This is a genomic window from Pseudomonas kurunegalensis (assembly GCF_030291635.1).
GTDB lineage: Bacteria > Pseudomonadota > Gammaproteobacteria > Pseudomonadales > Pseudomonadaceae > Aquipseudomonas > Aquipseudomonas monteilii.
On the sequence record NZ_CP127871.1, the window covers coordinates 3,448,250 to 3,471,483 of the forward strand.

Sequence of the window (23,234 nt, forward strand, 5' to 3'; positions counted from 1 at the left end):
GTTCAGCAAGGGGGCCGCTGGGCGGCCTGCGCCAAACGTTGCGTGGCCAGCCGGATCTCATCCACATCCAGCGAAGCAAACCCCAGGCGCAGGGCGTTCTCGGCATGGCCAAACGGGGAAAACTGCCGCCCACTGCGCACCACCAGGTCCAGCTCCAGCGCTTTCTCGACCAACTCATCCACATTGATTGCGTCGGCAAAGCGCACCCACAGCGCCAATCCCCCTTCCGGCTCCTGTACGCAAATGTGCTCGCCAAACGCTTCGTGCAAACACGCCAACAGGGTCTCCCGGCGTCGGCGGTACTCGCGGTTGACCCGGCGCAAGTGCTTCTTCAGCTCGCCATCATTGATCAAGTCCGCCAGCATGCGCTGCATCACCGCATCGCCCTGCCCCAAGGTCAGCGTCGCCCGGCGCTCCAGCACGGCAATCACCTCCACGGGCGCCACGATATAACTGCAGCGGAACGTGCTGCCCAAGGGCTTGGACATCGTGCCAATGTAGATCACATGCCGCTGCTGGCGGTCGCTGGCCAAAGGCAGGTAGGGCCGCCCGGAGAAGTGGTATTCGTAGTCGTAGTCTTCCTCGACCACGCAAAAGTCGTGCTGGCGCGCCAGCTCCAGCAACTGCTGCCGGCGCCCGGCCGGCAGGCTGACCGTGGTGGGGAACTGGTGATGGGGCGTGATGTACATCATCCGTACCTTGTGCTGCCGGCACAGGGCATCGAGCTGATCGACCCGGCAGCCCTCATGGTCCAGCTCCACAGTGACCAGCCGGGCACCCAGCTGACGGAAGATCTCCCACGCAGGCGGATAACTCAGGCGCTCGACCAGCACAACATCACCCGGCTTGAGCAACACGCTGGCCACCAGCGACAACGACATCTGCACCCCCTGGGTCAGGCAGATATGCTCGGCGCCAACGTTCAGGCTGCGATTGTGCCGCAGCATGTCGGCCAGGGCGCTGCGCAGGTAGCGGCTGCTGCATTCACTGCCGTGGCGCACGCTGTTGCTGGTGAAACTGCTGCGCAAGGCATTGCGGTAATAGCGGTGCAGTACAGCCTGCGGCAGCAGGCGGTGGTCACACGCACCGTTGTCGAAAAACAACGCACCTGGCCGCCCCTGCTGCGCGGCGGCCTGCTCGTTCGCCGCAAAGTAGGCAACGGCGGGTTCCTCGGGCAGCGTCAGGGCAAAGCGCCGGGTGGCATCCGGTTCGGCCCGCGCACTGGCCGCCAGCTGCTGGCTGACAAAGGTGCCCCGGCGCTGCACGCTTTGCAGCCAGCCTTTGGTTTCGGCTTCCTCATAGGCCAGGATCACCGTCTTGCGGTTGACGTTCAGCAATTGCGCCATCTCCCGCGTGCCCGGCAAGGGCGTGCCAGGGCGCAGGCGACCCTCACTGATCGCGGCCACCAAACCCTCGACAATCTGCCGGTACGAAGCTTGCGCCCCGTCGAGCTTGAGCAGCGGCTGCCATTTACGAAGCTGGACCATGTGAATTATCCAAATCTGGAGGTTCTGCTGGTCCTGGACTATAGCAACAATCGAAGCTCCATTTGAGCCGAGGTGTTCATGCAAAGCCGCCACGTCATTGAATTGTCGCCCTCGGGCAAAACCTTCGAAGCCAGCCACGAGTTGCTGCTCGATGCCATGCTCGCCAGCGGCTTGCCGGTACCCTTCTCCTGCCGCCGAGGCGCCTGTGGCTCGTGCAAGGTCAAGGTGGTGTCGGGGCAGTATCACGACAAGCAGCGAGATGCGGACACGCCGGCCCCCTCCTATCCCCTGGCTGCCGACGAGATGCTGCTGTGCCAGAGCCACGCCTGCAGCGACATGCGCCTGGAGATACCCGGCTGGTCACTGGATACCCCGGCACTGGAAGTCCGCGCCCAAGTGGTTGGCCAGCGCGCGCTGAGCACGGATATCGTCGAGCTCGTGCTGCAGCCTGCCCAGCCACTGGATGTTCGGGCTGGCCAGTATGTGCGGTTCCAGCTGGGCAATGGCGACAGCCGCTGTTTCTCCATTGCCAACCTGCCGGCACAGGAACAGGGGCAACTGGTGTTTCACATTCGCAAGGTCAGCGGTGGCCTGTTCACCGAAGGCGTGCTGCCCGCCCTGCAAGCAGGTGCTTCAATAACGCTCGAAGGCCCACTGGGCGCCTGCACCTGGCAACACGAGGACCAACGCCCGTTGGTGCTGTTCGCCACCGGCACAGGTTATGCCGGCATCAAGCCCTTGCTGCTGACTGCCTTGGCCCGCGATGCGCAGGTCACGCTGTATTGGGGCGGTTCATCGCAAGCGGATTTCTACGACCATGATTTTCTCGAACAGGCCAGCCATGCGCACCCACACTTTCGCTGGCATCCGGTACGCTCGGACCAGGCGCGAGTGCAGCAGGCGGCGCTGGCCCACCCGCATCGCTGGGACGATACCCAAGTCTACGCCTGCGGCAATGCCACAATGATCAGCCAGGCCCGCGAACACTGCATTGCGGCAGGCGTACACCCCCATCGTTTTGTCGCCGAAGCCTTTGTCGCCAGTGGCGCACCGGCAGCGCAGGCCTCATCGGCCAGCACACTGCACCCAGAGCTGGAAAAGGTCGGCCCGCGCTATTCGCTGGACGGCATGCTCGCAGCCCGCGAGCAGTCGGTACGGTCCGTGGCCGCGATAGCCAGCCAACTGCAGGTCGGCATGACCACTGCCCAGGCGCTTGAAATGGCCGCGCAAACCCTGCAGGCCATGGGCGCATCGCACACCTGGCACCCCACCTACATCCGCTTCGGCGATGACACCGTGCGTACCCCGCGGCAAGGTATTGATCTGCAACGCGTATTACGTACTACGGATATCGTTGTGGTCGACGTTGGCCCGGTCTGGGATGGCTACGAAGGTGACTATGGCGACACCTTCGTGTTCGGCCAGCACGCGCTGCACCACGCCTGCGTCAAGGCATTGCATGAGGTGTTCGACGAAACCCGTCAGGCCTGGGGCCGTGGGCTGACCGGGCGCGAACTGTATGACTTCGCCGAGCGCAGTGCCCAGGCCAAAGGCTGGCAGCTCGAGCGCAACCTGGCCGGGCACCGCATCGCCGATTTCCCCCATGTGCTGTATGGGCAAGACAAGCTGGCCGAGGTAGAGATCGTCCCTAGCGAGGTGGTATGGGTACTGGAAATACAGTTGTGCCACCCTACCGAACCGGTCGGGGCGTTCTTTGAAGACATCCTGATTGGCGAGGCCAGGCCAGTCGTGGCTACGGCAGCTTGAAACGGCCGTCAGGACGCAAGGTGCGCGTCAATCAGGCGCGCAACCGCTTCGGCATGGCTGTGGCCCAAGTCATGACCGGCCTCGGGAAACACCTCCAGACTGGCGTGAGGTATCAACTGCAGCAAACGCTCGCCAACCGCAACCGGGCTGATCGGGTCTGCGCCGCCCCATAACAGCAGTACAGGCATTTGCAGTGCGTGCAGGCGTGCGCAAAGGTCGGTGCGGTCATCCAGGAACCAGCGGGGCAGGCTCGGGTTTTCCGCCGCGAATTCCCCACGCCAGTCAGCGGCACCAAAACTGGAAAGGTCCAGGCCGCCCGACGTCACGCTCAGGACCAGATGCGTAATCAACGTTGGGCGCTGCAGCGCGAGCAGCACCGCAACCACCCCACCCATGGACTGCGCGACCAAAGCCGTGGGCCTGTCGATTTCCTCCAGTGCAAGGGCTGCAAGGTGCTGCAGGCTGGAAACATCCGGGTTGGCTGGCAGGCTGCCGAAACCGGGCCAGCCCATGTGTCGGGCGATGGCTGGCGTACTCATGGCTGCGGCGGCCGGATGCCAGAAAGCCGTGTTGCCAGAAGCGCCCGGCAGGAACAGGATTTTTTCTGGTGAAGTCGTCATGGCTCGGTCCTTGATCCACTTACAGGTTGGAGTTGGCGACAGGACGATACCAGACAAGGACGATTGCCATACAACTACGCAACCTCACCCTGGACGGACAGCGGCTGAGCCTGATGACGACGCAGATGGCTCGATGCCCGAAACGCCACCACGGCTACGGCGACACCTGCTGCCAGCGCCAAGGCAAATCCCCACTGCACACCGGCGGCGTCGACAATACGACCGGCCCCGGCTGCCCCCAGCGCGACCCCGACATTCAGCCCGGCCAGCAGCCAGGTCATACCCTCTGTCACTTGCCGTTCGGGCACCAGGCGTTCCAGCAGCGTCATCGCCACGATCATGGTAGGGGCGAAGAACAGTCCAGCCGCCAGCATTGCAACAGCAAGGCCAGGAATACTGTTCACGGCCACCAGGGGCAACGTTGTCACACCCGTCGCCAACGCGGCCACCAGCAGCTGACGGTGCAGAGGAAATTTCGGCCGAAGGGCTCCGAACAACAACCCTGACACGCAGGAGCCCACGGCATAAACCGACAACACACCACTGGCTGCTGCCGGGCGGTTCAATTGCTCGGCGAACGCCACACTGACGATATCCACGGTGCCGACGATGACGCCCATGACCATTAACAGCAACGTCAACAGCCGTACGCTCGACAATCGGATGACAGAGTGTGGGCGGGCTGAAAGAAGGGGCTGAGCCTCGACCGCAGGCTCGGTAGTTCGCTGAACCAGTAACGCGATCACCCCGAGCAGCAGCAACGCTGCCGCTACCAACAGAGCAGCTTGGGGCAAGACCATGATGGAGAGCCCGATTGCCAGCGGCGGCCCCAGGATGAAGGAGACTTCGTCAAAGACCGTCTCCAGCGAGTACGCCGTCGACAACGGTGGTTGGCCTCGATAGAGCGCTGTCCAACGGGCCCGCACCATGGCCGAGATGCTTGGCATGAAACCGGCCAGCAACGCGCCGATGAACAGGCTCCAGTCTGGCGCCTGCCACTTCGCGCTGGCGGCCAGAACCAATAGCCCGATAACACTGGTTGCGGTAGCGAAAGGCAACACCTTGCGCTGCCCTTTCAGGTCTACCAGCCTTGATACCTGAGGTGAGAGCAGCGCGTAGGCAAGCACGAATGTCGCTGAGACCAGGCCCGCCAGCGCATAGCTGCCGCGCAGTTGGGACAGCATCGTGATGATGCCAATACCCGTCATCGGCAGCGGTATCCGGGCAAGCAGGCCAGCCAGGGAGAACGCCCTGCTGCCAGGCGCGTTGAACAGTTCTCGGTAAGGTGTGGCCATGTGGATCTCCTTGAAACCAGCTTGCACGTCAAATGCGTTGAGGTGGAAAATACATACGCGGCGTATGAATAGGATCGTATATTCATACGGCGCGTATGTAAATAATCATGCAGCTCGTATGTAAGGAGAGAGCAAATGGCTCGCCGCACCCGTGCCGAGATGGAAGAAACCCGAGCGGCTTTACTGGCCGCAGCCCGAAGGGTTTTCAGTGAACAGGGTTATGCCGAAACATCGATGGACGACCTGACTGCACAGGCAGGCCTAACCCGTGGCGCGCTTTATCACCACTTTGGCGATAAGAAAGGGTTGCTTGCGGCAGTCGTCGAGCAGATCGATTCGGAGATGGATGCGCGGCTGCAAGCAATCTCCGATAACGCCGAAAACGCGTGGGAAGGTTTTCAAGGGCGCTGCGAGGCCTATCTGCAGATGGCGCTGGAACCTGAAATCCAGCGCCTTGTGCTGCGGGACGCCAGAGCCGTTCTGGGGGATGCGTCACCAGAAGCACAGCGTCATTGCGTCAAATCCATGCAGCACTTGATCGACAGCCTCATCGCGCAAGGCGTGGTAGCTGAAATGGACTCCGAGGCGATGGCATTGCTGATCTATGGCAGCTTGTCTGAAGCCAGCTTCTGGATCGCCGACGGGGATCAAGCATCCGCACGCTTCAGGAGTGCGACTGACGCGCTCAAGTTGCTGCTACGTGGGTTGTTGGTTAGCACTTGATCGGAGCGCATTGCCTGGGGATGACGGGGCTCATCCAAAGCCCCGCCGCTTTCCCCCACCCACTACCTCTGACTCAAAGCCGCAATCGAAACACCGGAGGCGACGAAGGTGAGGCCTGCGCCGACGTTTAGACCATTTACCAGCCGTGGCCGCGGGTACAAGTAGCGAGATAACGCGGTGGCGAAAATGCCCATCAAGGCAAAACCAAAAGCTGTGAGTACAGCAAACCACACCCCGTAAACCACCATCTGCACGCTGACCGATCCGCGTGCAGGGTCAACGAACTGGGGAATGAATGCCAAAACGAACAAACCTGGCTTCGGGTTGAGCGCAGCCGAAAGCAGACCCGTTAGAAAAATGCTGGGCAACGATTGCCGGGACGCCGGCTGAAAGCTGATCAAGCTACGGGTGCGCAAGACCTTGATGCCGAGCCAGAGCAGATAGCCAGCACCCATGAGTTTGATCACCCAGAATGCGACCACCGAGGTTTGCATCAGAAGGGTCAACCCTAACGAAGCGGCTGCGACGTGAAACAGAATGCCCGCGCCTGACGCCATGCCAGATAAGGCCGCTGCGACTTTGCCCTGGCTAAGGCCACGGCCGATGGCCAACAGGTTGTCAGGGCCCGGCGCCAGTACCAGAAGCACGCAGGCGGCGGTGTAGGCAAACCACACATCCATTGGGAACACGGCTCTCTCCTTAAGCCTGATGAAGCATCCATCCTGACGGTGGGATGCTGCAATGGCAAGGTGGAATCTCAAGGGTTGTTGGCTCTGATGGGTTTGGACCTACTGACGTGCCCAAATCAGCAACGAACGCTATCTCTGCCAGGGGCGAAAGCGGCCACTCGTGAACGGCTGCGTTCGACCCAAAGCAGACATCCCTCGATCGTATTGGTTACGGAGCGCTAGAATCGCAGCACTGGAAAAGCGGAGCGCACATGGACAAGCAGGCTAAAAATATACTTTTCAAAACATACTGGGGTAGCAATGGCTGGCTTCCTGCCCCGAAGACGGATCCTGAAGATTTCGCGTATGCAAAAGCGCAGGGCCTGATGTTTGAACCCGCCAGCATCGGCCATGACCAGTGCTTAGACGAGGTACTGGATATGATCAAGCGAATCCCCCCAGCCAAGGCCGCCCGCGCGTTTGTAGCCAGCCTTTCCAGAAGAAGACTGGACTGGCGGTCTGGCGTGGCTTCATATCATCTCGCCTGCCAGATGGTTCCTCATCAGTACACGCCGACTGTTTGTGGTCACAGTTACCTCCCCGACGGTACGGTCACGACCACAAGCTATACGTGCGCGGTCTGCCGCGATGTGGTCCCCGGCCTCACGGTCGGGGAAGATCAATACACGGATGTGGACCTCAACGTCCTTAATTTCGAGCGCATAAAATGGGGCGGAGTCCGCCACGGCCAGTTGATCTACACATGGTTCGACCTCCAAGAACTGTTGCGTGACGACATCCCCAATCCGACGGAAGAGGATTTAGCAATTCTCCGAGCGATCCTTGGGATCATCGACCTAAGCAAACCTGGCGACCACGCCGGCAGTTTGGAGAAGCGGCTGGCAGACGTGGTGAAGTCTTCAAAGAACGAGCGGCGGGTGATTATCGACGTCCTGGCGCACTTGGGCGTGCTCAAACCAGTGTCTTTCGAACGGCCTATTCACAGCAGAAGCGACTGGTCGGAAGCGGCTGCATGCTGGCGTGGAGAGGACAAGTTTGATCACGAGGCCGTGTGCAAACATTTCGGCCGGTGGCTCCAGACGGAGGTCAATCATTAGCGACTGATGTCCGATAGTAGCCATTCGTGAACGGCCGGTATGGGTCGGAGGCGGTCAGTCGCGACCGGCCACTTTCGACCCAAAGCAAACGATCACGTTTGAAAGAGCAACCATTGGCCCAAAAGCTTTAACCTGACTTCCAATGTCTCATGGCAGCTCGGTTGATACCAGCTTCCATCTCTTCCATCCAAGGGATTAGCCCTACCGATTGAGCCCGTAAGCGCGCCCCGACCATGACGGCGAAGATCACCAAACCGGGCCAGGCGCCTGACGAAAACGCCCGACCACACCCACTACAGCCGTAGTAGGTACACCTGCGCCATTCTCGGCAATACTGCATGCACATCCCCCACCCGGAGCCGGCTGATGCGCATTCTGCTGATCGACGATCACGGCATCCTCAGGGCCGGGGTCAAGAGCCTTATCCAGGCCGTGCACCACGACGCCCAGGTGCTGGAAGCCTCGTGTACCGCAGAAGCCCTGGAGCTGGTGCGTAGCCAGGCATTCGACGTGATCTTCCTCGACCTGTGCATCCCTACCTCGGCCACCAGCAACGACCTCACGCCCGACAACGGCCTCAGCTTGCTGTCGCTGTTCAAGTCCAGCCGCGAGGCGCCGGTCGACCCCGACCCTGCCAAGTGCGTGACGGCTCCGGTGATCGTGATGTCAGCGGAGTCGGAGCGGCGCTTCGTGGATGAGGTGATGCGCCGTGGCGCTTCGTCGTTCGTGCCCAAGGCCAGTGCCCATGAAGTGATGCTGGAGGCCATCAACCGCGCGCTCAGCGGCGGGGTCTACCTGCCCAGCGAGGCGATCGGCAAAGGCGGCCAGGCCCCCTCCTCCTCGCTCCACGTGCAACCCGCTACCCCGCTCGGCCCCAAGGACCTGGGCGTGACACCGCGCGAATTCGACATCCTGCGCCTGGCGCTGCAAGGCAATGCGCCGTGGAAGATTGCGGCGATCCTGGAGATCAACCCGGTCAATGTGCGCCAGTACCTGAGCAAGCTCTATGGCAAGTTCGGGGTAATCGACCTGTATGGCCTGCAAGGCCTGTTCGCCAAGACGGGTCAAGTGCTGGGGGTGCTGTCTTCACCCGCCTCGCCAGCGTTGGCCAGCCGCCCGCGTGACAACAGCAGCTGAACGGCCGCCATCAAGGTGGCCGCGCTTTCGCCTTTGCTGACCGCCTGTGACAGGCAGTCGTCCAGCAGCGGCTGACGCAGCAGCTCGGCGGTGTAGAGGATCGCCGGCACATGGGCCCAGTCGTAGAACGCCCGGACATGGTCGATCAGCGCCATGCCAATCAGGCCATCGCGCAGTTTGTAATCGCAGATGAGCAAGTCCGGGTAACGATCCGGCGCCCGCTCCAGTGCTTCCTGTAAGGTGCTTCGGTCCTCGGCCGTGGCGACAATGGCGCCCTGCAGGCTCAGCGACTTCGACAAGCTGTCGAGGATACGCTTGTCGTCATCGACCAGCAGTACATAGGCACCGGTGATGTCTACGCGTTGGCCATTGACCTGCTGCGTTGGCGCATCGACGTCCGTCGGCAGCACGTCACCCTGGAACAACGGGCAGTCGACCGAAAAACGGCTGCCGCGCCCAGGGCGGCTGCTGAAGCTCAGCCGGTGCCCCGGTAGCCGGTCGATGAAGTTCTTCACGATCGACAGCCCCAACCCCAAACCGCGTCGGGCGTCATGGTCAGGGTTATCGACCTGGAAGAACGCCTCGAAAACCTTGCTTTTGAACGCATCGGGGATGCCAACGCCTGTATCGACCACATCGATGCGCACGGTGGTTCTGCCCGCCACGCTGCCAACCACCACGCCGCCGCACTCGGTGTACTTGACGGCATTCGAGATCAGATTACCCAGCACACGCTTGAAAATCGCCCGGTCAGAATTGAGCACGGCGTCCTGCCTGCGTTGCAGCAGTTTCAGGCGCAGGCCCTTGGCTTGCGCCAGCGGCTGATGCAGGGATTCGAGCTCGCTCATCAGCGCGTTCAGGGAAAACGGCTCGATGGCCGGCTGCGATTCACCACTGGTGAACACCTCCCGCAGGCCAGCGAACAGGGTGCTGATCTCCCGGCCTGACACGTCGATATCGTGGAAAATCTCCTGCAGGCGCTGATGCTGGCCCTGCTCGACCATACGCTCGCCCGCGTACGCCAGGGAGGCAATCGAGGCCAAGGGTTGCATGGTGTCGTGGTAGGCCGCACGAACGAAGCGTGTGCTGGCTTCGGCCTTTTCGCGGATTTCCACGGCTTTTTTTGCTTCCTGGTCAAACAAGGCCTTCAGGGCATCGTCCGCTTTCTGTTTCTCGCGGTGGACGCGAAAGTTGGCCTGTTCAAGGCTTTCGTTCTTCCTGTTCAACGCCAAGGACTTGAGATACCCCTCTCGCGCAACTTTCTCGGCACGCACACTGATGGTCCAACCCACCAGTGCAAACGCCAGCAAATAAAACATGGCGGGAAAAAAGTTGACATGTAACGCATCCGTCATGACTTCCTGCACGCAAAGCAGCAGCACGCAATAGCCTGTACTGAACAAGGAATAGCGTGCCAACAGTGCCAAGGTCCCGTGCTGAAAGAAGATAACCAGGACAATACCGACAAAATAATAATTGTAATTCAACGGTGCAGGGACAATTTGTATCATCGCCACCAGGCATGTCTGGGCGAAGCACACCGTAATCACCACGGTTCCATTCACCCAGCGCTCGTTATCAAAGCGCGTGGTGAGTGATACCCAGGTTGCCGTGGCGACCGCCAGGGTACCGGCCAGCCGCCATAGCAGAATCCAGTAAAAGTCCATGCGCGAAAGCGCCTGTTCATGGCGGATGTAGTGGTAATAATCCCAATAGCCGAAACCGGCCCAAACGGCAATCGCAACAAACATGAACAAGCGCCGTCTTCGAAGGTTTTCTGCGGCCTGAGTCGCGAGAAAACCCTGTTCATCCTGCGCATTGGCGAATGGCTGCGGCAGGCCGAAAAGTTCAACTGCTGCCTCTTGAAACTCTTGCCATCTGGTCATGTTGGCCACTCACGCTGCTGATACTACAGCTGTTGCACCACACCTGTAGCACCACCCAAGTTGCACTACTGCCGTTGTATTTTCCGAATCTGTCTTCGGTGAGAAGCTGAACCCATCGAAACACGTCAACTTCGAAACAGCGGGAGCAGGCATCATGAACACCAACATTGAAAGTAAAGCACCTGCCGACCAACCCGCCATCGAAGCCAGCATTCGTGCAACCCGGCATGACACGCGCGGCTGCTGAACCGGACCTGGCATGGCCCACTGCGCCCAAGTGGCCAGACCGTAGCCCAAACAAGCGGGCGATCATCGAGGTGCATCATGAAACTGATAAATACCATCGCGATAGGCAGCATGCTGCTTGGCCTGGCCGGCGCGGTTCACGCTGAAGACGGGTCCATGCGGGCTCAACAGTTCAAGCAGAACTTCCTGGCCGAGCAGGCTCGGCTGTGGGGCAATGACGCAGCAGCACAGAAACAGCAGATCGCCCAGGTGCAAGCCAGGCAAGCACAGCAAAGGGCCGATGCTCAAACAGCGGTACGCAAGGGCTTCTGAAGGCTGAGACCTGTAGGCGCGGGTTTACCCGCGAACACCCGCAACCCCGGTGCCATACACCAAGCTGGATGTTTCGCGGGCATGCCCGCGCCTACAGGGATCGGGCCCGTTTTCAGAGCGGTCGTGTTGCCCTTAGCCCATCTGCTGCCACAGGATCAGCAACCCAGGCACCCAGGCGGTGAAGATCGCGCACACCAGGGTCATCACCGCCACCAGCCGCTGGATTTTCCTGGCCAAGGCCAACAACAGGAAAAAGCTGAACCACAACACCGTCCACGCGGCCCAGTTCAGCACATCCCACACCTTCATCAGGCCCTCGGCGCCCGGGATGGAGCTGACTGTCACCACCAGCGCCGTCACGCTGACGAACAGGCAAAACCAGCCCAACCCGCGGCCATCGACCTGCAACAACTGGTTGGCGGCCACCCACAGGTAGGTAAAGGCGAACAGGATGGTCAAGGCGCCCGCCTTGATGCCTTCGGCCGCGCCCACCACAAAAATCAGGTAGACCGCCACCAACAGGCTGAGCGACCCGACAAACAGGTTGATCACCGCCACTTCACGGTCGGTGATACGCCCCATCAGCCAGATGCTGTTGATGAACAACACCGCACCCACATACAGCAGAACCAGTCCGTACAACATGGCAACCTCTTCTCATTCGAATTGTTTTAGGGTTTTTCTTGCCATTTCCAACATCGACAACCGCTGTTTCATTGCCTCTTTCGACAAGAAGGCATGGGCTTCAGGCTCCTGCCAGCCCTGAGCCGCCATCAGCAGGACCTTGGCCTTGTTGATGTCGGCCTGGTGTTCCAGGCGCTCCTGCAACTGGGCGTTCTTCTGCATCAAACGGGCGTGGGCTTCACTATTGCTTCTGGCGCACACCAGCGCCGGCAGTACCTTGTGGCTGTCCAGCGGCAGCACGATCACGCCATGGCACCCCAGCTCCAGAATCTGCGAGAGGATGGTCGGGCTTTCGTACTCCACCAGCGCGACAGCGGTCAGGCGAACCCCGCCCTGCGCCAGCAGCTTGCCCAGTTCGCCATGGTGGCGCCCTTCGAATACCCCGCAAAACACCAGGTCGGTGTGGGTGTCGAACGCCTTGGGCGGTGGCCAGTGCTGCTTCACCGAACAACCGATGCGCATCAGTTGCAACACCAGGGCATCGGTGATTTCACTGGGCGGGCAAACAATGCCTACATGCAGCTCACGCAGCGTATTCAGAATATTCGAGGTGCTCATGAGGGGCCGCCTCCCGCCATGCTCGCCGTCCAGTCATCGAGGTTGTGCACCACCACATAGGGGTCGGGGCGGATAGCCACAGGCGACTGCCATTTGATGCAGATCTGCCCGCTCGCATCGATCTCGCCTATGCGCGCGAACAGGTGCGAATGGTTGTTCTGCTGCTCCACATGCACCCTGCCCTGGGGGCTGTCCAGGCTCGCGTGGTACAGGTGATTGCGGATCACCTCCACCTCAAGGCTTTCGGTGGCATTCACCGCCTGGCACAACATGCGCATCTGGCTGTAGGCTGCCTCGGCCCAGGCGGTGATGCGCACATCAGCCGGGAAAAACGCCCGACACTCGCTGACGAACGCGTGGCTTTGTGGCAAGTCGACGCTGGTGAAATACGGCGCCACGACGATGTTGCCACAGGCCACCTTGGCGCCCATCTCGGCGATTTCGGCCTCACTGGTGGTCAGGCTGGCAATGGGCGGCCGAGGACCATTACCGTAACGCTGCGCCAATGCCTGATAGAAACTTGCCGTACCCGTACCGACCACGGTCGAGAACACCACATCCGGGGCAGCGCGAACCACCCGCTCCACCACCTGGGCCAGGTCATCGGCCGAGGGGTACAGTGGCATGTAAGCCTCCTCCACCACTTCGCCGCCATGCTGCTTGTACAGGTGGCGCATGACGTGGTTGCTTTCCCGTGGGTAGATGTAGTCCGAGCCGACGAAGGCGACCCTGGCGCCATAATGGCGGGTCAGGTAGGCCGCCAGCGGCGCGCTGTTCTGGTTGGGTGCCGGCCCGCCATAGATGATGTTGGGCGAGTACTCGAAACCCTCGTAAGGCGTGGGATAGAACAGCAAGCCATCCGCGCGCTCGACCACCGGCATCACGGCTTTACGGGTATGCGACATGTAACAGCCGAGCATCAGCCGCACGCCGTGGTTGCGCACGTAGTCGTCGCACAGGTTGCGGTACCGGTCCGGGTCGCCCCCGGGGTCACCGACCAGGGTCAGCACCGGCTGGCCAAGCACACCGCCTTCGCGGTTCACCTGCTCTGCTGCCAGCAACGCGCCGCAGCGCTGCGAGCGCTCGATGGCTGCGGTAACGCCGCTTTCGGCGAACAGCAAGCCCACCTTCAATTGCCTGTCTTGTCTACTCATCACACTGTCCTGTGGCAGCCATCATGTAGGCACCGAAAAACGGATACGCCCGCGTTCGAGGTGTCCGGCCACCGTGATGCAGGCCACTTCGGCCCGGCAGGGGATACGGTTGCCGAGCAGGTACTCGGCCAGCGGCACCTCCAGTTCGTGGCGAATGAACCGCTTGAGTGCGCGGGCGCCGAACTCCACGTCATGCCCTTCGCTGGCCAGCTTGCCGACCACTGCCGCATCCAGTTGCAGGCGGCAGTGATGCTTGGCCAGACGCCGGTTCAGGCGCGACACTTCAAGCTCCACGATGCGCTCACTCACTTCCTGTTCGATGGCGTTGAACACCACGGTGCTGTCGATGCGGTTGACGAACTCGGCAGAAAAACGCTTCACCAGGCGTCGCCGCACAAGGGCCAGCAAACGCTCCCGTTGCCCTGCCCGCTGCCCCAGCAAACGCCGCAGCGATGCCAGCGGGCCAAGCCGGTGCTGGCGTATTTCGTCTGCCGCCAGGTTGCTGGTCATGAACACCAGGGTATTGCGGAAATTGAAGCTCTTTTCCCCGGAAGCCAAGCGCAGCAAGCCATTGTCGAACACATTGAGCAGCGCCTGGGACACCTCCTTGCTGGCCTTTTCCAGCTCATCGAGCAGCACGATCCCCGGGCGCCCCTGGCTGCCGTCCAGCAGCGCCTGGTCGAACAGCGTGCGGCCCTCCTTGGCGCCAGCATAGCCCGGCGGCGCACCGGTCAGGGCAGCGGCGTAATGCTCCTGGGCCAGCGTGTTCATGTCGACCCGGCAGAAGGCATCGGCATCACCGTGCAGTGCGCGGGCCAGGGCGCGCACGATCTCGGTCTTGCCAACCCCGGTCGGGCCAAGGAACAACGCCGTGAACAATGGCCGGCGCGGGTCGAGAATATCCGCACGCACCACCGTGAGCACATCTTCGATGGCCTGCAGGGCTTCGTCCTGGCCCAGTACTTCGCTGCGTAACACCTGCATGATAGCGGCGACATCGAAGCGGAATCGCGACTGCAGGGTGTCTTCGCTACGCAGGTGGGTTTCGACGATTGTCCGCGTGTGGCAGTTTTCGGCATTCAGTGCAGCGCTGGAGGACGCGTCGCGGCGCGTCTGCTCCAGCAGGTCGTTCAAGAACGGCATGGTCTTCCCCTCAACGGTGAAACAGCGTGCCCGCAGGCACGCCGGGCACGCCCTTTAGCGGGCTTCCTTTTCCTTCGCGTCGTAGGGAAGGCTGCCAACCGGGCACTGCGCCACCCCGGAGGTGCGCCGGGTAATGGCCTCGACATTTTCGCGGGCCTTCTCGGCATCCAGCACCCAGGTGCGGTAGAAGTCGAACGGGCATTCGGCGATGCCACGGTCACCGTCGCCGGACAAATGCATGCCGCTGTAACCGCGGTGCAGAATCTTGTACAGGTGGTTTTGCGACTGGTCGTTTTGCCGTGCATCGCGAATCTGCGAGATCGACAGCTGAGCGTACTGAATGCCCATTTCCTCTTCACCGCACTCGCCCAGGGTGCGGCCATCGAAGCCGATGATCGCCGAGTGGCCGAAGTAGGAATACACACCATCGAAGCCGGCGGCGTTGGCCACTGCCACGTAGCAGTTGTTGGCCCAGGCCATGGCCTTGGCCATCAGCACCTGCTGGTCCTTGGCCGGGTACATGTAGCCCTGGCAGCGCACGATCAGCTCGGCGCCTTTCATGGCGCAGTCGCGCCAGATTTCCGGGTAGTTGCCGTCATCGCAGATGATCATGCTGATTTTCAGGCCCTTGGGGCCATCGGCAACGTAGGTCTGGCCGCCCGGGTACCAGCCTTCGATCGGACACCAAGGGATGATCTTGCGGTACTTCTGCACGATCTCGCCGTTGTTGTCGATCAGCACCAGGGTGTTGTAGGGCGACTTGCGCGGGTGCTCTTCATGGCGCTCGCCGGTCAGCGAGAACACGCCCCAGACATTGGCCTTGCGGCAGGCCTGGGCGAACACTTCGGTTTCCACGCCGGGCACGGCCACGGCGGTTTCCATCATTTCTGCCGGGTCGTACATGATGCCCTGCAGGCTGTACTCCGGGAAAATCACCAGGTCCATGCCCGGCAATCCCTGCTTCATGCCGACAATGATGTCGGCGATCTTCCTGGCGTTTTCGAGCACTTCATCGCGGGTATGCAGGCGCGGCATCTTGTAGTTGACCACGGCCACACCGACGGTGTCGTTGCTGCTGGAAATATCACCATGACGCATGTTGAACACCTCTTGTTGTTATTTTTCAGGGACGACAAAAAGCCCTCTCCGCATGCGGAGAGAGCTCATTTGCTCTTTGGGGTTCGGGGTGGAGGCAGCGGCATCGCCATTGATGCGCAGCTCCTGACAACCAACGGTATATGCCGGGTGTGGCGGCTTGTCAACCCGGCAACAGCCGCTGCCTCTTCAGGCGCCGAGTGAGCCCAGCACGCGTTGCAGCCTGTCCCGGGTCGTATCCGTGCATGCTTGCATCGGTTCGCGCAGCTCGTCTGCCATCAGGTTTTGCAACTGCAACGCCGCCTTCACCACTGCCGGGTTCGGCTCGGCAAACGCCAGCTTGATCCAGGGCAGCAACTGGTAGAACGTGCCACGCGCGGCCACCCAGTCACCGCTGTCGACCTGCTGTAGCATGCGCACATACAGGTCGGCGCGCACATGTGCGGAGGCTGAAATGGCCCCGGCACCACCCAGGCACAAGTTGTTGAAGATCTGCAGGTCTTCACCGGCCAGCACCTGGGCATGGCCATCCTCGATCAGGGCCAGGGTGGTCTCGCTGTCGCCGCCGCAATCCTTGACGGCCGCAATGCGCGGGTGGCGCACGATTCGGCGCAGGGTTTCACGCTCGATGCGCACGCCAGTGCGATAGGGAATGTCGTACACGATCACTGGCACGCGGGCGGCATCGGCCACAGTGGCGAAGAAGGCTTCGAGACCGGCCTGCGAAGGGCGGATGTAGCACGGTGCGGGGACTAGCAACCCGCCAATGTCACGCTGCTGGATTTCAGCCTGAAACGCTAGCAGCTCACGCAGGTTGTAACCCGACAGGCCCATCACCACCCTGCCCGGCTCCACCCAGGCCAGCACCGCATCCAGCACCGCCAGCTGCTCGGCCTTGGACAGTGCCGCCGCCTCACCCGTGGTACCGCACACCACAAAACCGGCCACGCCGTCCTCGAGCAGCTTCTTCACCAGCTTTTCCAAGGCGGCAAAGTCGATTTCATTGGCGCGCATTGGCGTGACGAGGGCGATCCAGATACCACGGAAATTCGACATGCAAAAACTCCTGATGTTGACCGAAAGTCAGCGTCAGAGGGTGAAGAGTCGAAGTGGTCTGGCAGGGATACCTGGCGCCTTCTGTCTCGTCAGCCCACCTGACGAGACAGCGCGCCTCGGTCAGATGAGCGGCTGTTTCTTGGATTTCTTGGCAACGGCAACGCACGCGCCTGCCTGGGCAGTGAAGCCCGAAGCGAAGATGGCGTGGTTGGATGTGGACATGGGGGAAAGCCCGTTGCGTGGATTAGGCTGGATAATGGTGGAGCGACACGCGAGGTGTCAACCCTCGACCTTGCTGTAGCGTCGCAAAACTCGAAGCCCCAACAGGCAAGCCTGCAGGGGCGTTTTTTGCAGCTCAGGGCAGGCTCAACGCTCAAGCGAAGAAGCGGCCTCCAGGCTCATGCCGCGGGTTTCAGGCGCCAGCCACACCGACACGATCAACCCGGCAAGCGAAACCAGTGCAGCGACCAGCATGGTGTTGCCGATGCCGATGCTCTGCAACGAAACGGGCACCAGCCACGTGCCAGCAGCAGAGCCGATACGTGACATGGACGACCCCATGCCCACCGCAAACGCGCGAATCTCGGTGGGGAACAGTTCATTGGGGTACACCAGTTCCAGCACTTGCGCCCCGCCGATAAACAGCGCGTAGGCACCGAACAGCACCAGTACCAGCACCTCCGAACCGTTGGAGAATACGCCCAGCCCCAACAGTGCGAGGGTGGACCACAGGAAGCTGTGGATGATCAGCGGGCGCCGCCCCAAGGTATCGATCATGCGTGTGGCGACAATGCAACCGACCACGAACAACAACGTGATCAGCACCGAGCCGTACGAGGCCCAATCGCCTTTCAGGTTCAGTGCCTGCAGCACCACCGGGGCGAAGGAGTACACCGCAAACATCGGCACCACCGCGGCACTCCAGAACACCGCGACAAACACCATGCGCTTGCCGTAGCCCGAGCGCATCAGCGCGCTCAGCGACACCTTTTGCTCCGTTGCCTGCTCAGGCATGTTGGCGAGGGAGAACGACGGCCCGTAGACCTGCTTGATGATGCGGTCCGCTTCGTCGAAGCGCCCCTTGCTCATCAGCCAACGTGGCGATTCAGGCGTTTTCAGGCGGATGATGAACAGCAGCACACCGAGCACCCCGGCGCTTGCCAGCACCCAGCGCCAGGCATCATCGCCGCCACGCGCCAGAATGAAGTTGCCCACGATGTAGGACAATGCAGCACCCGCAAACCACAAAATGGTGAGCCCGGCCAGGCGGCGGCCACGGTGTTTCTGTGGCAGGAATTCGGTCAGCAACGAGCCTGCGACAGGGTATTCGAGGCCCACGCCTACACCCACCAGGAAGCGCAGCACGAACAGCGCAAAGCCCGACTCCACCCAGAAGGTGCCCACAGAACCTACGATGAACAGGATGGGCCCGACGAAGAACAGCCGGCGACGCCCGGCCTTGTCGGTCAGCCAGCCACCCAGGAAGCCACTGCAGAAGGTCCCCAGCATGGCCGACGCGGCCACCAGGCCCTGCCAGAAAGAGTCCAGTTTCAGGTAATCGGAAAACTGCACGATCACCACCCCGATAATACTCAGGATATAACCGTCCAGAATCCAGCCGCCGCCGGCGCGCAGGGTCATAAGTTGGTGGAATCGGTTCAATGGTACATCTTCGATTGAAACAGTACTGCTCGTCACCGCGCGTGTCCCCTGTGGTATTAATTATTGTTGGATACTTAAGACGTCTGGCACTCGCTTATTAGCGAGACATCGCAGTAATAGATCGGCGGCTACCTGCACGACTGGCATCGTCGGCAGGCTGACTGACGCCAACCGCTTATCGTGATTGACGCGCACGTTCGCAGGCCCGCTGCGCAGATAAAAAACAGCGCACCGACCTATTGTCTACTATGTGTAGACACAGCATAGGCGAGGGATTCAGCAGTGGTCAACGCTGCCAGACCCAGAGTCGGCCAGCAGCTCATGTGGTTAACGAACGAGGAAATAAAGCATTCAACCGTGTCAAGGCCCACGCACGATTGGCGATGAAAAAAATAGATAAAACAGGCCTGATCAATGTCGCGATCAGGCGTCTTACTGGCGCGGGTGGAGGGCTAGGAATAGTGGGTTTGTTGTTGTCAGCGGCAAACTTTTTTTGCTCTTTTTTTGGGCTTTTTGCAGTGCCGGATGTCGCCCAGGGGCACCCCCTGCATGGCAAATATCCGCGCATGCCTTAAAGGTGCGATTTTATGCCCATTTACGACATGCAAGCGCATGAGGCGTATGTGATCAGAACGTCGACAAGATCCAGTCCCGCACACGGCAACAGGCGCTGTCGTCCTTTTTCTGCTCGTTGAATGTGAGGAAGTGCTGGCTGTCCTTATGCACCAGTTCGTGCGCCACCGGACGCACCAGAACGCCTTGTTCAATGAGCGGGTCCACCAGGTAATGCCATCCCAAGGCAACCCCCTGCCCCATGATCGCCAGCTGTACCAGCGAACCATAGTCGTTGGAATGCAAAAGCTGTGCGCCCGCCACCGCCCGCGCACTCAAGTCGACGTTGTGGTACTCGAACCACACGTGCCAGTCCACATGCTCGGCAATCTGCGAGCGACCGTAGGGGCTGAGGTTCAACAGCGAACTGTTGCAGATGCCCTCCAGCGTGACGGCGTCAGGGTGGCTGGCCAGGAAGGCCGGGCTGCAGATCGGGTAGATGACATCGTGAGCCAGCAGATGGCTGCTGTACCCTTCCCGTATCTTCGACAGTTTGTTGATGAAGATATCCGGCTGCACGCCGGGCTCCATGTTGACGAAGTTCTGCGTGATGACAAGGTTCAGGTCAATGTCCGGGTTCGCGGCCAGAAACGCCGGCAGCCGGGGCGTCAACCAAAGCCCTGAAAAAGCCGGCGTGCAGCACACTGTCACCACCCGCTTGCCCTTGTGTTGCCGGCGTATGCGGCTGGAGACCTGGGCGATGTTGCTGAGTGACAACTGCACTGCATCGAAAAACAAGGCGCCCTCGGGCGTGAGCTGCACCGCACGCCCGTTGCGGACGAACAGCTCCGCGCCCATGAAACTTTCCAACTCGCGGATCTGCTTGCTGACGGCAGCCTGGGTGACACACAACGACTCCGCCGCGCGGGTGAAGTTGAGGTACTTGGCCGCCGCAACGAACGCCTTGACGGCCCGCAGAGATGGAATTTGAATCAGCGCCTGATCGGGCTCTGTGTGCTTGACCACTGACTACACCACTTAATCAGAAAACGGAGGGTGTTCGCTGCTGGTCAATGATACAAAAAAGACACGCCCAGGTTTGCCCACAAAAGCGTTCAAGACCCCGCTGCTTCCTGTTCGATCAACGGGGCCAGTGCCTCACGCAGTGCGCCCAGTTTCGCTTCGGCCAGACGCGCCAGAGGGCGGCGCGGGTTGCCCGCGTCATACCCCATGATGTGCGCACCGGCATAAACCGACTGCACATAATCACCCTGCCAGATCAGCGACATGACCGGTGCCAGGCTTTTCCAGATCTGCTGCACCTCGGCCCAGCTGCCTTCACTGGCCGCATTCGCCACGGCAACACAGGTCCTCGGCGCCATGTTCGCACCACCCCAAATCAAACCTGCAGCACCGGCAAACAGTGCATAGGGCACCAGCGGGTCTGCGCCATTCATGGTCGGCAGGCCAGTGCGTGACAACGAGGCCTGAGCCGCCAGGTCGCCACTGCTGTCTTTGACCGACACGAAGTTGGGGATCTGGCACAGCTTGTTGAACAGCGACGGCGTCACCTCGACGCCAACGGCCTGAGGCACGTTGTAGCCAATGATCGGCAGGCCGGCCTGGGACACGCTCGCGTAGAAATCGACAATGCCCTGGTCGTCGGTGGGGCCTTCGAAGAACGGTGGCAGCACCATCACGCCGTCTGCACCACAGTCCTTGGCGTGCCGTGTGCGCTCGACCACCTCCTCGACCAGCAGCGCGGAAGTCTGCGCGATGACACGGGCGCGGCCGTTGATGACCTTGGCACCAAAGGCCACCAGAGCCTTCGATTCCTCCTTGCTCAGGTACACATGCATCCCGGTCCCGGAACTGAGCACAAAACCCTGCACGCCTGCGGCGATGTAACGTTCGATCAGGCTTTCGAACCGCGCAAAGTCGATCTTGCCCTGTGCATCGAACGGGGTGGTGATGGCCAGGTTTACGCCGGAAAACGTGAATGCAGACATCAGGTAACTCCTTTTTGTTTTCAGCTGGACGTTCCAGCCAGGCATCGAGCGTGCTGCGGCTCTGTGCAAAAGGCTAAAGTCTGGCTCACCGTGCATACAGCGACATTTCGGGCGATGACTTGATGAGAAAAGGTTATACCCGCAGGCGAATGCCTGGATGTGCGGTATGGTTACCCGGTAAGCAAAACCTGATTTGCGGAGACCCACATGTTTCGTGTTTTTGAACGCTGGCTCGACCCCTTCCCCCCTGACGAAGTACCACCGCCACCGGTGGGCCTGCTGCGTTTCATGTGGGCCTGCACCCGGGGCGCCCGCGGCTACATCCTTGCCTTGGCCCTGCTCAGTGCCGGGGTGTCGGTTTACGAAGCCTGGCTGTTTGCCTTCCTCGGCCAGGTGGTCGACCTGCTCTCAAGCTGGCAGGCCGGGGGCGCCGTAGGTGCTGAGGAACGCCGTGTGCTGTGGGGCATCGGAATCGTCCTGGTGGCCAGCATCGGGCTGGTGGCAATGCGTACCATGGTTCAGCACCAAGTGCTGGCGATCAACTTGCCGCTGCGGTTGCGCTGGGACTTTCACCGGCTGATGCTGCGCCAGAGCTTGTCGTTCTTCTCTGACGAGTTTTCGGGCCGGGTCACCACCAAGGTGATGCAGACAGCCTTGGCGGTACGCGAGGTACTGTTCACCGTCATCGAAATACTGCCCGGTATCGGCGTGTACTTCATTGCAATCATCGCCCTGGCGGGTGGTTTTGCACTGAAGCTGATGCTGCCGTTCATTGCCTGGCTGGCGCTGTTCGGGCTGGCCATGCTGTACTTCGTGCCACGCCTGGGCAAGGTCGGGCAGGAACAGGCCAACGCGCGGTCGTCGATGACCGGGCGGGTTTCCGATGCCTACACCAACATCACGACGGTAAAGCTGTTCTCGCACTCCAGGCGCGAAGCGCACTTCGCCCGTGCGGCCATGGAGGACTTCAAGCAGACCGGCTTTCGCCAGATGCGCCTGGTCAGCCAGTTCGAAATCGTCAACCAGGCGCTGGTGGTGGGCTTGATCTTCGGCGCCGGCGGCTACGCGCTGTGGCTGTGGCACCAGGGCCAGGTCGGCACCGGTGCAGTCGCGGCGATCACCGCCATGGCCTTGCGTATCAACGGGATGTCGCACTGGATCATGTGGCAGATGACCTCGTTGTTCGAAAGCATCGGCACCGTGCAGGACGGCATGGCCACCCTCACCCGCGGCCCCAAGGTGCAGGATGCAACCGATGCAGGCGAACTGGTGACACAGGGCGGCGCAGTAACGTTCGACAAGGTCAGCTTCAACTACAACGGCGAGCGCCAAGTGCTGAACGACCTGAGCCTGCACATTCGCCCAGGCGAAAAGGTCGGGCTGGTCGGCCGCTCCGGCGCAGGCAAATCCACCTTGATCAACTTGCTGCTGCGCTTCTATGACGTGGACAGCGGGGTCATCCGCATTGATGGGCAGGACGTCGCCAAGGTCACCCAGGACAGCCTGCGCAGCGCCATCGGCATGGTCACACAGGACACCTCACTGCTACACCGCTCCATCCGCGACAACATCGCCTACGGCCGCCCGGATGCCACCGAAGCGCAGATCCGCGCTGCTGCGGCCAATGCCCAGGCCGATGGGTTCATCAGCCAGCTCAGTGACCGCCAAGGCCGCAGTGGCTACGACACCTTGGTGGGTGAACGCGGTATCAAGCTGTCCGGCGGCCAGCGCCAGCGCATCGCCATTGCCCGGGTGATGCTGAAGAACGCGCCGATCCTGCTGCTGGACGAAGCCACCAGCGCGCTGGACTCGGAGGTGGAAGTGGCCATTCAGGAAAGCCTGGATGAAATGATGCAAGGCAAGACCGTCATCGCCATCGCCCACCGGCTGTCGACGATTGCGGCCATGGACCGGCTGATCGTGATGGATGAAGGCCGCATCATCGAGCAAGGTACCCACGCTGAGTTGCTGGCGAAAAAGGGCACCTATGCCCGGCTATGGCAACACCAGAGCGGCGGGTTTCTGGGTGAGGACCAAGGTGTGGCCGAGGCGGTGGAATAGG

At 61.1% G+C, this 23,234-nt stretch carries 21 protein-coding genes; 7 read left to right on the forward strand and 14 right to left on the reverse strand.

Features of this window, described 5'->3' with window-relative positions:
- Nucleotides 1–2: 2 nt before the first annotated feature.
- Entirely contained in the window at nucleotides 3–1,487 is a 1,485-nt protein-coding gene (gene pdxR / locus QQ992_RS15495; protein ID WP_286110174.1) for a MocR-like pyridoxine biosynthesis transcription factor PdxR, read from the reverse strand.
- A gap of 78 nt (nucleotides 1,488–1,565) precedes the next feature.
- Between pdxR and QQ992_RS15500 the strand changes: the two genes are divergently transcribed.
- Nucleotides 1,566–3,254 carry an NAD(P)H dependent flavin oxidoreductase family protein gene (locus QQ992_RS15500; protein ID WP_286110175.1) on the forward strand — a complete coding sequence of 563 codons (1,689 nt, stop codon included), beginning with the start codon at nucleotides 1,566–1,568 and terminating at the stop codon, nucleotides 3,252–3,254.
- Nucleotides 3,255–3,262: 8 nt separating this feature from the next.
- Here the strand turns inward: QQ992_RS15500 and QQ992_RS15505 are convergent, their stop codons facing one another.
- Both QQ992_RS15505 and QQ992_RS15510 read right to left on the reverse strand, forming a co-directional pair.
- On the reverse strand, nucleotides 3,263–3,874 hold the full coding sequence (locus QQ992_RS15505; RefSeq protein WP_286110176.1) for an alpha/beta fold hydrolase: 612 nt from the start codon (nucleotides 3,872–3,874) through the stop codon (nucleotides 3,263–3,265).
- Nucleotides 3,875–3,948: 74 nt separating this feature from the next.
- Nucleotides 3,949–5,169 (reverse strand): MFS transporter, encoded by a 1,221-nt coding sequence (locus QQ992_RS15510; protein WP_286110177.1) that lies wholly within the window; start codon nucleotides 5,167–5,169, stop codon nucleotides 3,949–3,951.
- 135 nt (nucleotides 5,170–5,304) lie between these two features.
- On the opposite strand from QQ992_RS15510, the gene QQ992_RS15515 reads away from it, so the two are divergent.
- The gene (locus tag QQ992_RS15515) at nucleotides 5,305–5,892 is read left to right on the forward strand and encodes a TetR/AcrR family transcriptional regulator (protein ID WP_286110178.1); all 588 of its coding nucleotides are present in this window, start codon (nucleotides 5,305–5,307) and stop codon (nucleotides 5,890–5,892) included.
- 62 nt (nucleotides 5,893–5,954) lie between these two features.
- On the opposite strand, the gene QQ992_RS15520 is transcribed toward QQ992_RS15515, so the two are convergent.
- Nucleotides 5,955–6,581, reverse strand: a complete 627-nt coding sequence (locus QQ992_RS15520; RefSeq protein WP_286110179.1) for a LysE family translocator — start codon at nucleotides 6,579–6,581, stop codon at nucleotides 5,955–5,957.
- A gap of 251 nt (nucleotides 6,582–6,832) precedes the next feature.
- Between QQ992_RS15520 and QQ992_RS15525 the strand changes: the two genes are divergently transcribed.
- Both QQ992_RS15525 and QQ992_RS15530 read left to right on the forward strand, forming a co-directional pair.
- Nucleotides 6,833–7,678 carry a hypothetical protein gene (locus QQ992_RS15525; RefSeq protein ID WP_286110103.1) on the forward strand — a complete coding sequence of 282 codons (846 nt, stop codon included), beginning with the start codon at nucleotides 6,833–6,835 and terminating at the stop codon, nucleotides 7,676–7,678.
- Nucleotides 7,679–8,044: 366 nt separating this feature from the next.
- Entirely contained in the window at nucleotides 8,045–8,815 is a 771-nt protein-coding gene (locus tag QQ992_RS15530) for a response regulator (RefSeq protein WP_286110180.1), read from the forward strand.
- Here the strand turns inward: QQ992_RS15530 and QQ992_RS15535 are convergent.
- Entirely contained in the window at nucleotides 8,743–10,566 is a 1,824-nt protein-coding gene (locus tag QQ992_RS15535; RefSeq protein WP_286110181.1) for an ATP-binding response regulator, read from the reverse strand. The genes QQ992_RS15530 and QQ992_RS15535 overlap by 73 nt on opposite strands.
- 459 nt (nucleotides 10,567–11,025) lie before the next feature.
- Here QQ992_RS15535 and QQ992_RS15540 point away from each other — a divergent pair, with 459 nt between their 5' ends.
- Nucleotides 11,026–11,259, forward strand: a complete 234-nt coding sequence (locus QQ992_RS15540; protein ID WP_105948622.1) for a hypothetical protein — start codon at nucleotides 11,026–11,028, stop codon at nucleotides 11,257–11,259.
- A gap of 132 nt (nucleotides 11,260–11,391) precedes the next feature.
- Here the strand turns inward: QQ992_RS15540 and QQ992_RS15545 are convergent, their stop codons facing one another.
- The 7 genes from QQ992_RS15545 to QQ992_RS15575 all read right to left on the reverse strand — a co-directional run bounded on the left by QQ992_RS15545 (nucleotide 11,392) and on the right by QQ992_RS15575 (nucleotide 18,647).
- Complete coding sequence (locus tag QQ992_RS15545) at nucleotides 11,392–11,904, reverse strand: AmiS/UreI family transporter (RefSeq protein WP_286110182.1); 513 nt, start codon at nucleotides 11,902–11,904, stop codon at nucleotides 11,392–11,394.
- A 12-nt stretch (nucleotides 11,905–11,916) separates the two neighbouring features.
- The gene (locus QQ992_RS15550; protein WP_286110183.1) at nucleotides 11,917–12,501 is read right to left on the reverse strand and encodes an ANTAR domain-containing response regulator; all 585 of its coding nucleotides are present in this window, start codon (nucleotides 12,499–12,501) and stop codon (nucleotides 11,917–11,919) included.
- Nucleotides 12,498–13,655 (reverse strand): transporter substrate-binding domain-containing protein, encoded by a 1,158-nt coding sequence (locus QQ992_RS15555; protein ID WP_286110184.1) that lies wholly within the window; start codon nucleotides 13,653–13,655, stop codon nucleotides 12,498–12,500. Before QQ992_RS15555 ends, QQ992_RS15550 begins: the two co-directional genes overlap by 4 nt.
- Before the next feature lie 21 nt (nucleotides 13,656–13,676).
- Complete coding sequence (locus QQ992_RS15560; RefSeq protein WP_286110185.1) at nucleotides 13,677–14,798, reverse strand: AAA family ATPase; 1,122 nt, start codon at nucleotides 14,796–14,798, stop codon at nucleotides 13,677–13,679.
- 54 nt (nucleotides 14,799–14,852) lie between these two features.
- Nucleotides 14,853–15,896, reverse strand: coding sequence for an aliphatic amidase (locus tag QQ992_RS15565; protein WP_286110186.1), 1,044 nt, complete (start codon nucleotides 15,894–15,896; stop codon nucleotides 14,853–14,855).
- Nucleotides 15,897–16,082: 186 nt separating this feature from the next.
- On the reverse strand, nucleotides 16,083–16,949 hold the full coding sequence (gene dapA, locus QQ992_RS15570; protein ID WP_286110187.1) for a 4-hydroxy-tetrahydrodipicolinate synthase: 867 nt from the start codon (nucleotides 16,947–16,949) through the stop codon (nucleotides 16,083–16,085).
- Nucleotides 16,950–17,315: 366 nt separating this feature from the next.
- Nucleotides 17,316–18,647: an MFS transporter gene (locus QQ992_RS15575; protein ID WP_286110188.1), complete on the reverse strand. Its 1,332-nt coding sequence runs from the start codon at nucleotides 18,645–18,647 to the stop codon at nucleotides 17,316–17,318.
- A gap of 287 nt (nucleotides 18,648–18,934) precedes the next feature.
- On the opposite strand from QQ992_RS15575, the gene QQ992_RS15580 reads away from it, so the two are divergent.
- A complete protein-coding gene (locus QQ992_RS15580) occupies nucleotides 18,935–19,186 on the forward strand; it encodes a hypothetical protein (RefSeq protein WP_286110189.1) in 252 nt (83 codons plus the stop codon).
- 52 nt (nucleotides 19,187–19,238) lie between these two features.
- Here the strand turns inward: QQ992_RS15580 and QQ992_RS15585 are convergent, their stop codons facing one another.
- Together QQ992_RS15585 and QQ992_RS15590 are read right to left on the reverse strand one after the other, a co-directional pair.
- Nucleotides 19,239–20,189 (reverse strand): LysR family transcriptional regulator, encoded by a 951-nt coding sequence (locus QQ992_RS15585; protein ID WP_286110190.1) that lies wholly within the window; start codon nucleotides 20,187–20,189, stop codon nucleotides 19,239–19,241.
- A gap of 89 nt (nucleotides 20,190–20,278) precedes the next feature.
- Nucleotides 20,279–21,172, reverse strand: a complete 894-nt coding sequence (locus QQ992_RS15590; RefSeq protein WP_286110191.1) for a dihydrodipicolinate synthase family protein — start codon at nucleotides 21,170–21,172, stop codon at nucleotides 20,279–20,281.
- A gap of 207 nt (nucleotides 21,173–21,379) precedes the next feature.
- On the opposite strand from QQ992_RS15590, the gene QQ992_RS15595 reads away from it, so the two are divergent.
- On the forward strand, nucleotides 21,380–23,233 hold the full coding sequence (locus QQ992_RS15595) for an ABC transporter ATP-binding protein (RefSeq protein ID WP_286110192.1): 1,854 nt from the start codon (nucleotides 21,380–21,382) through the stop codon (nucleotides 23,231–23,233).
- Nucleotide 23,234: the final 1 nt, after the last annotated feature.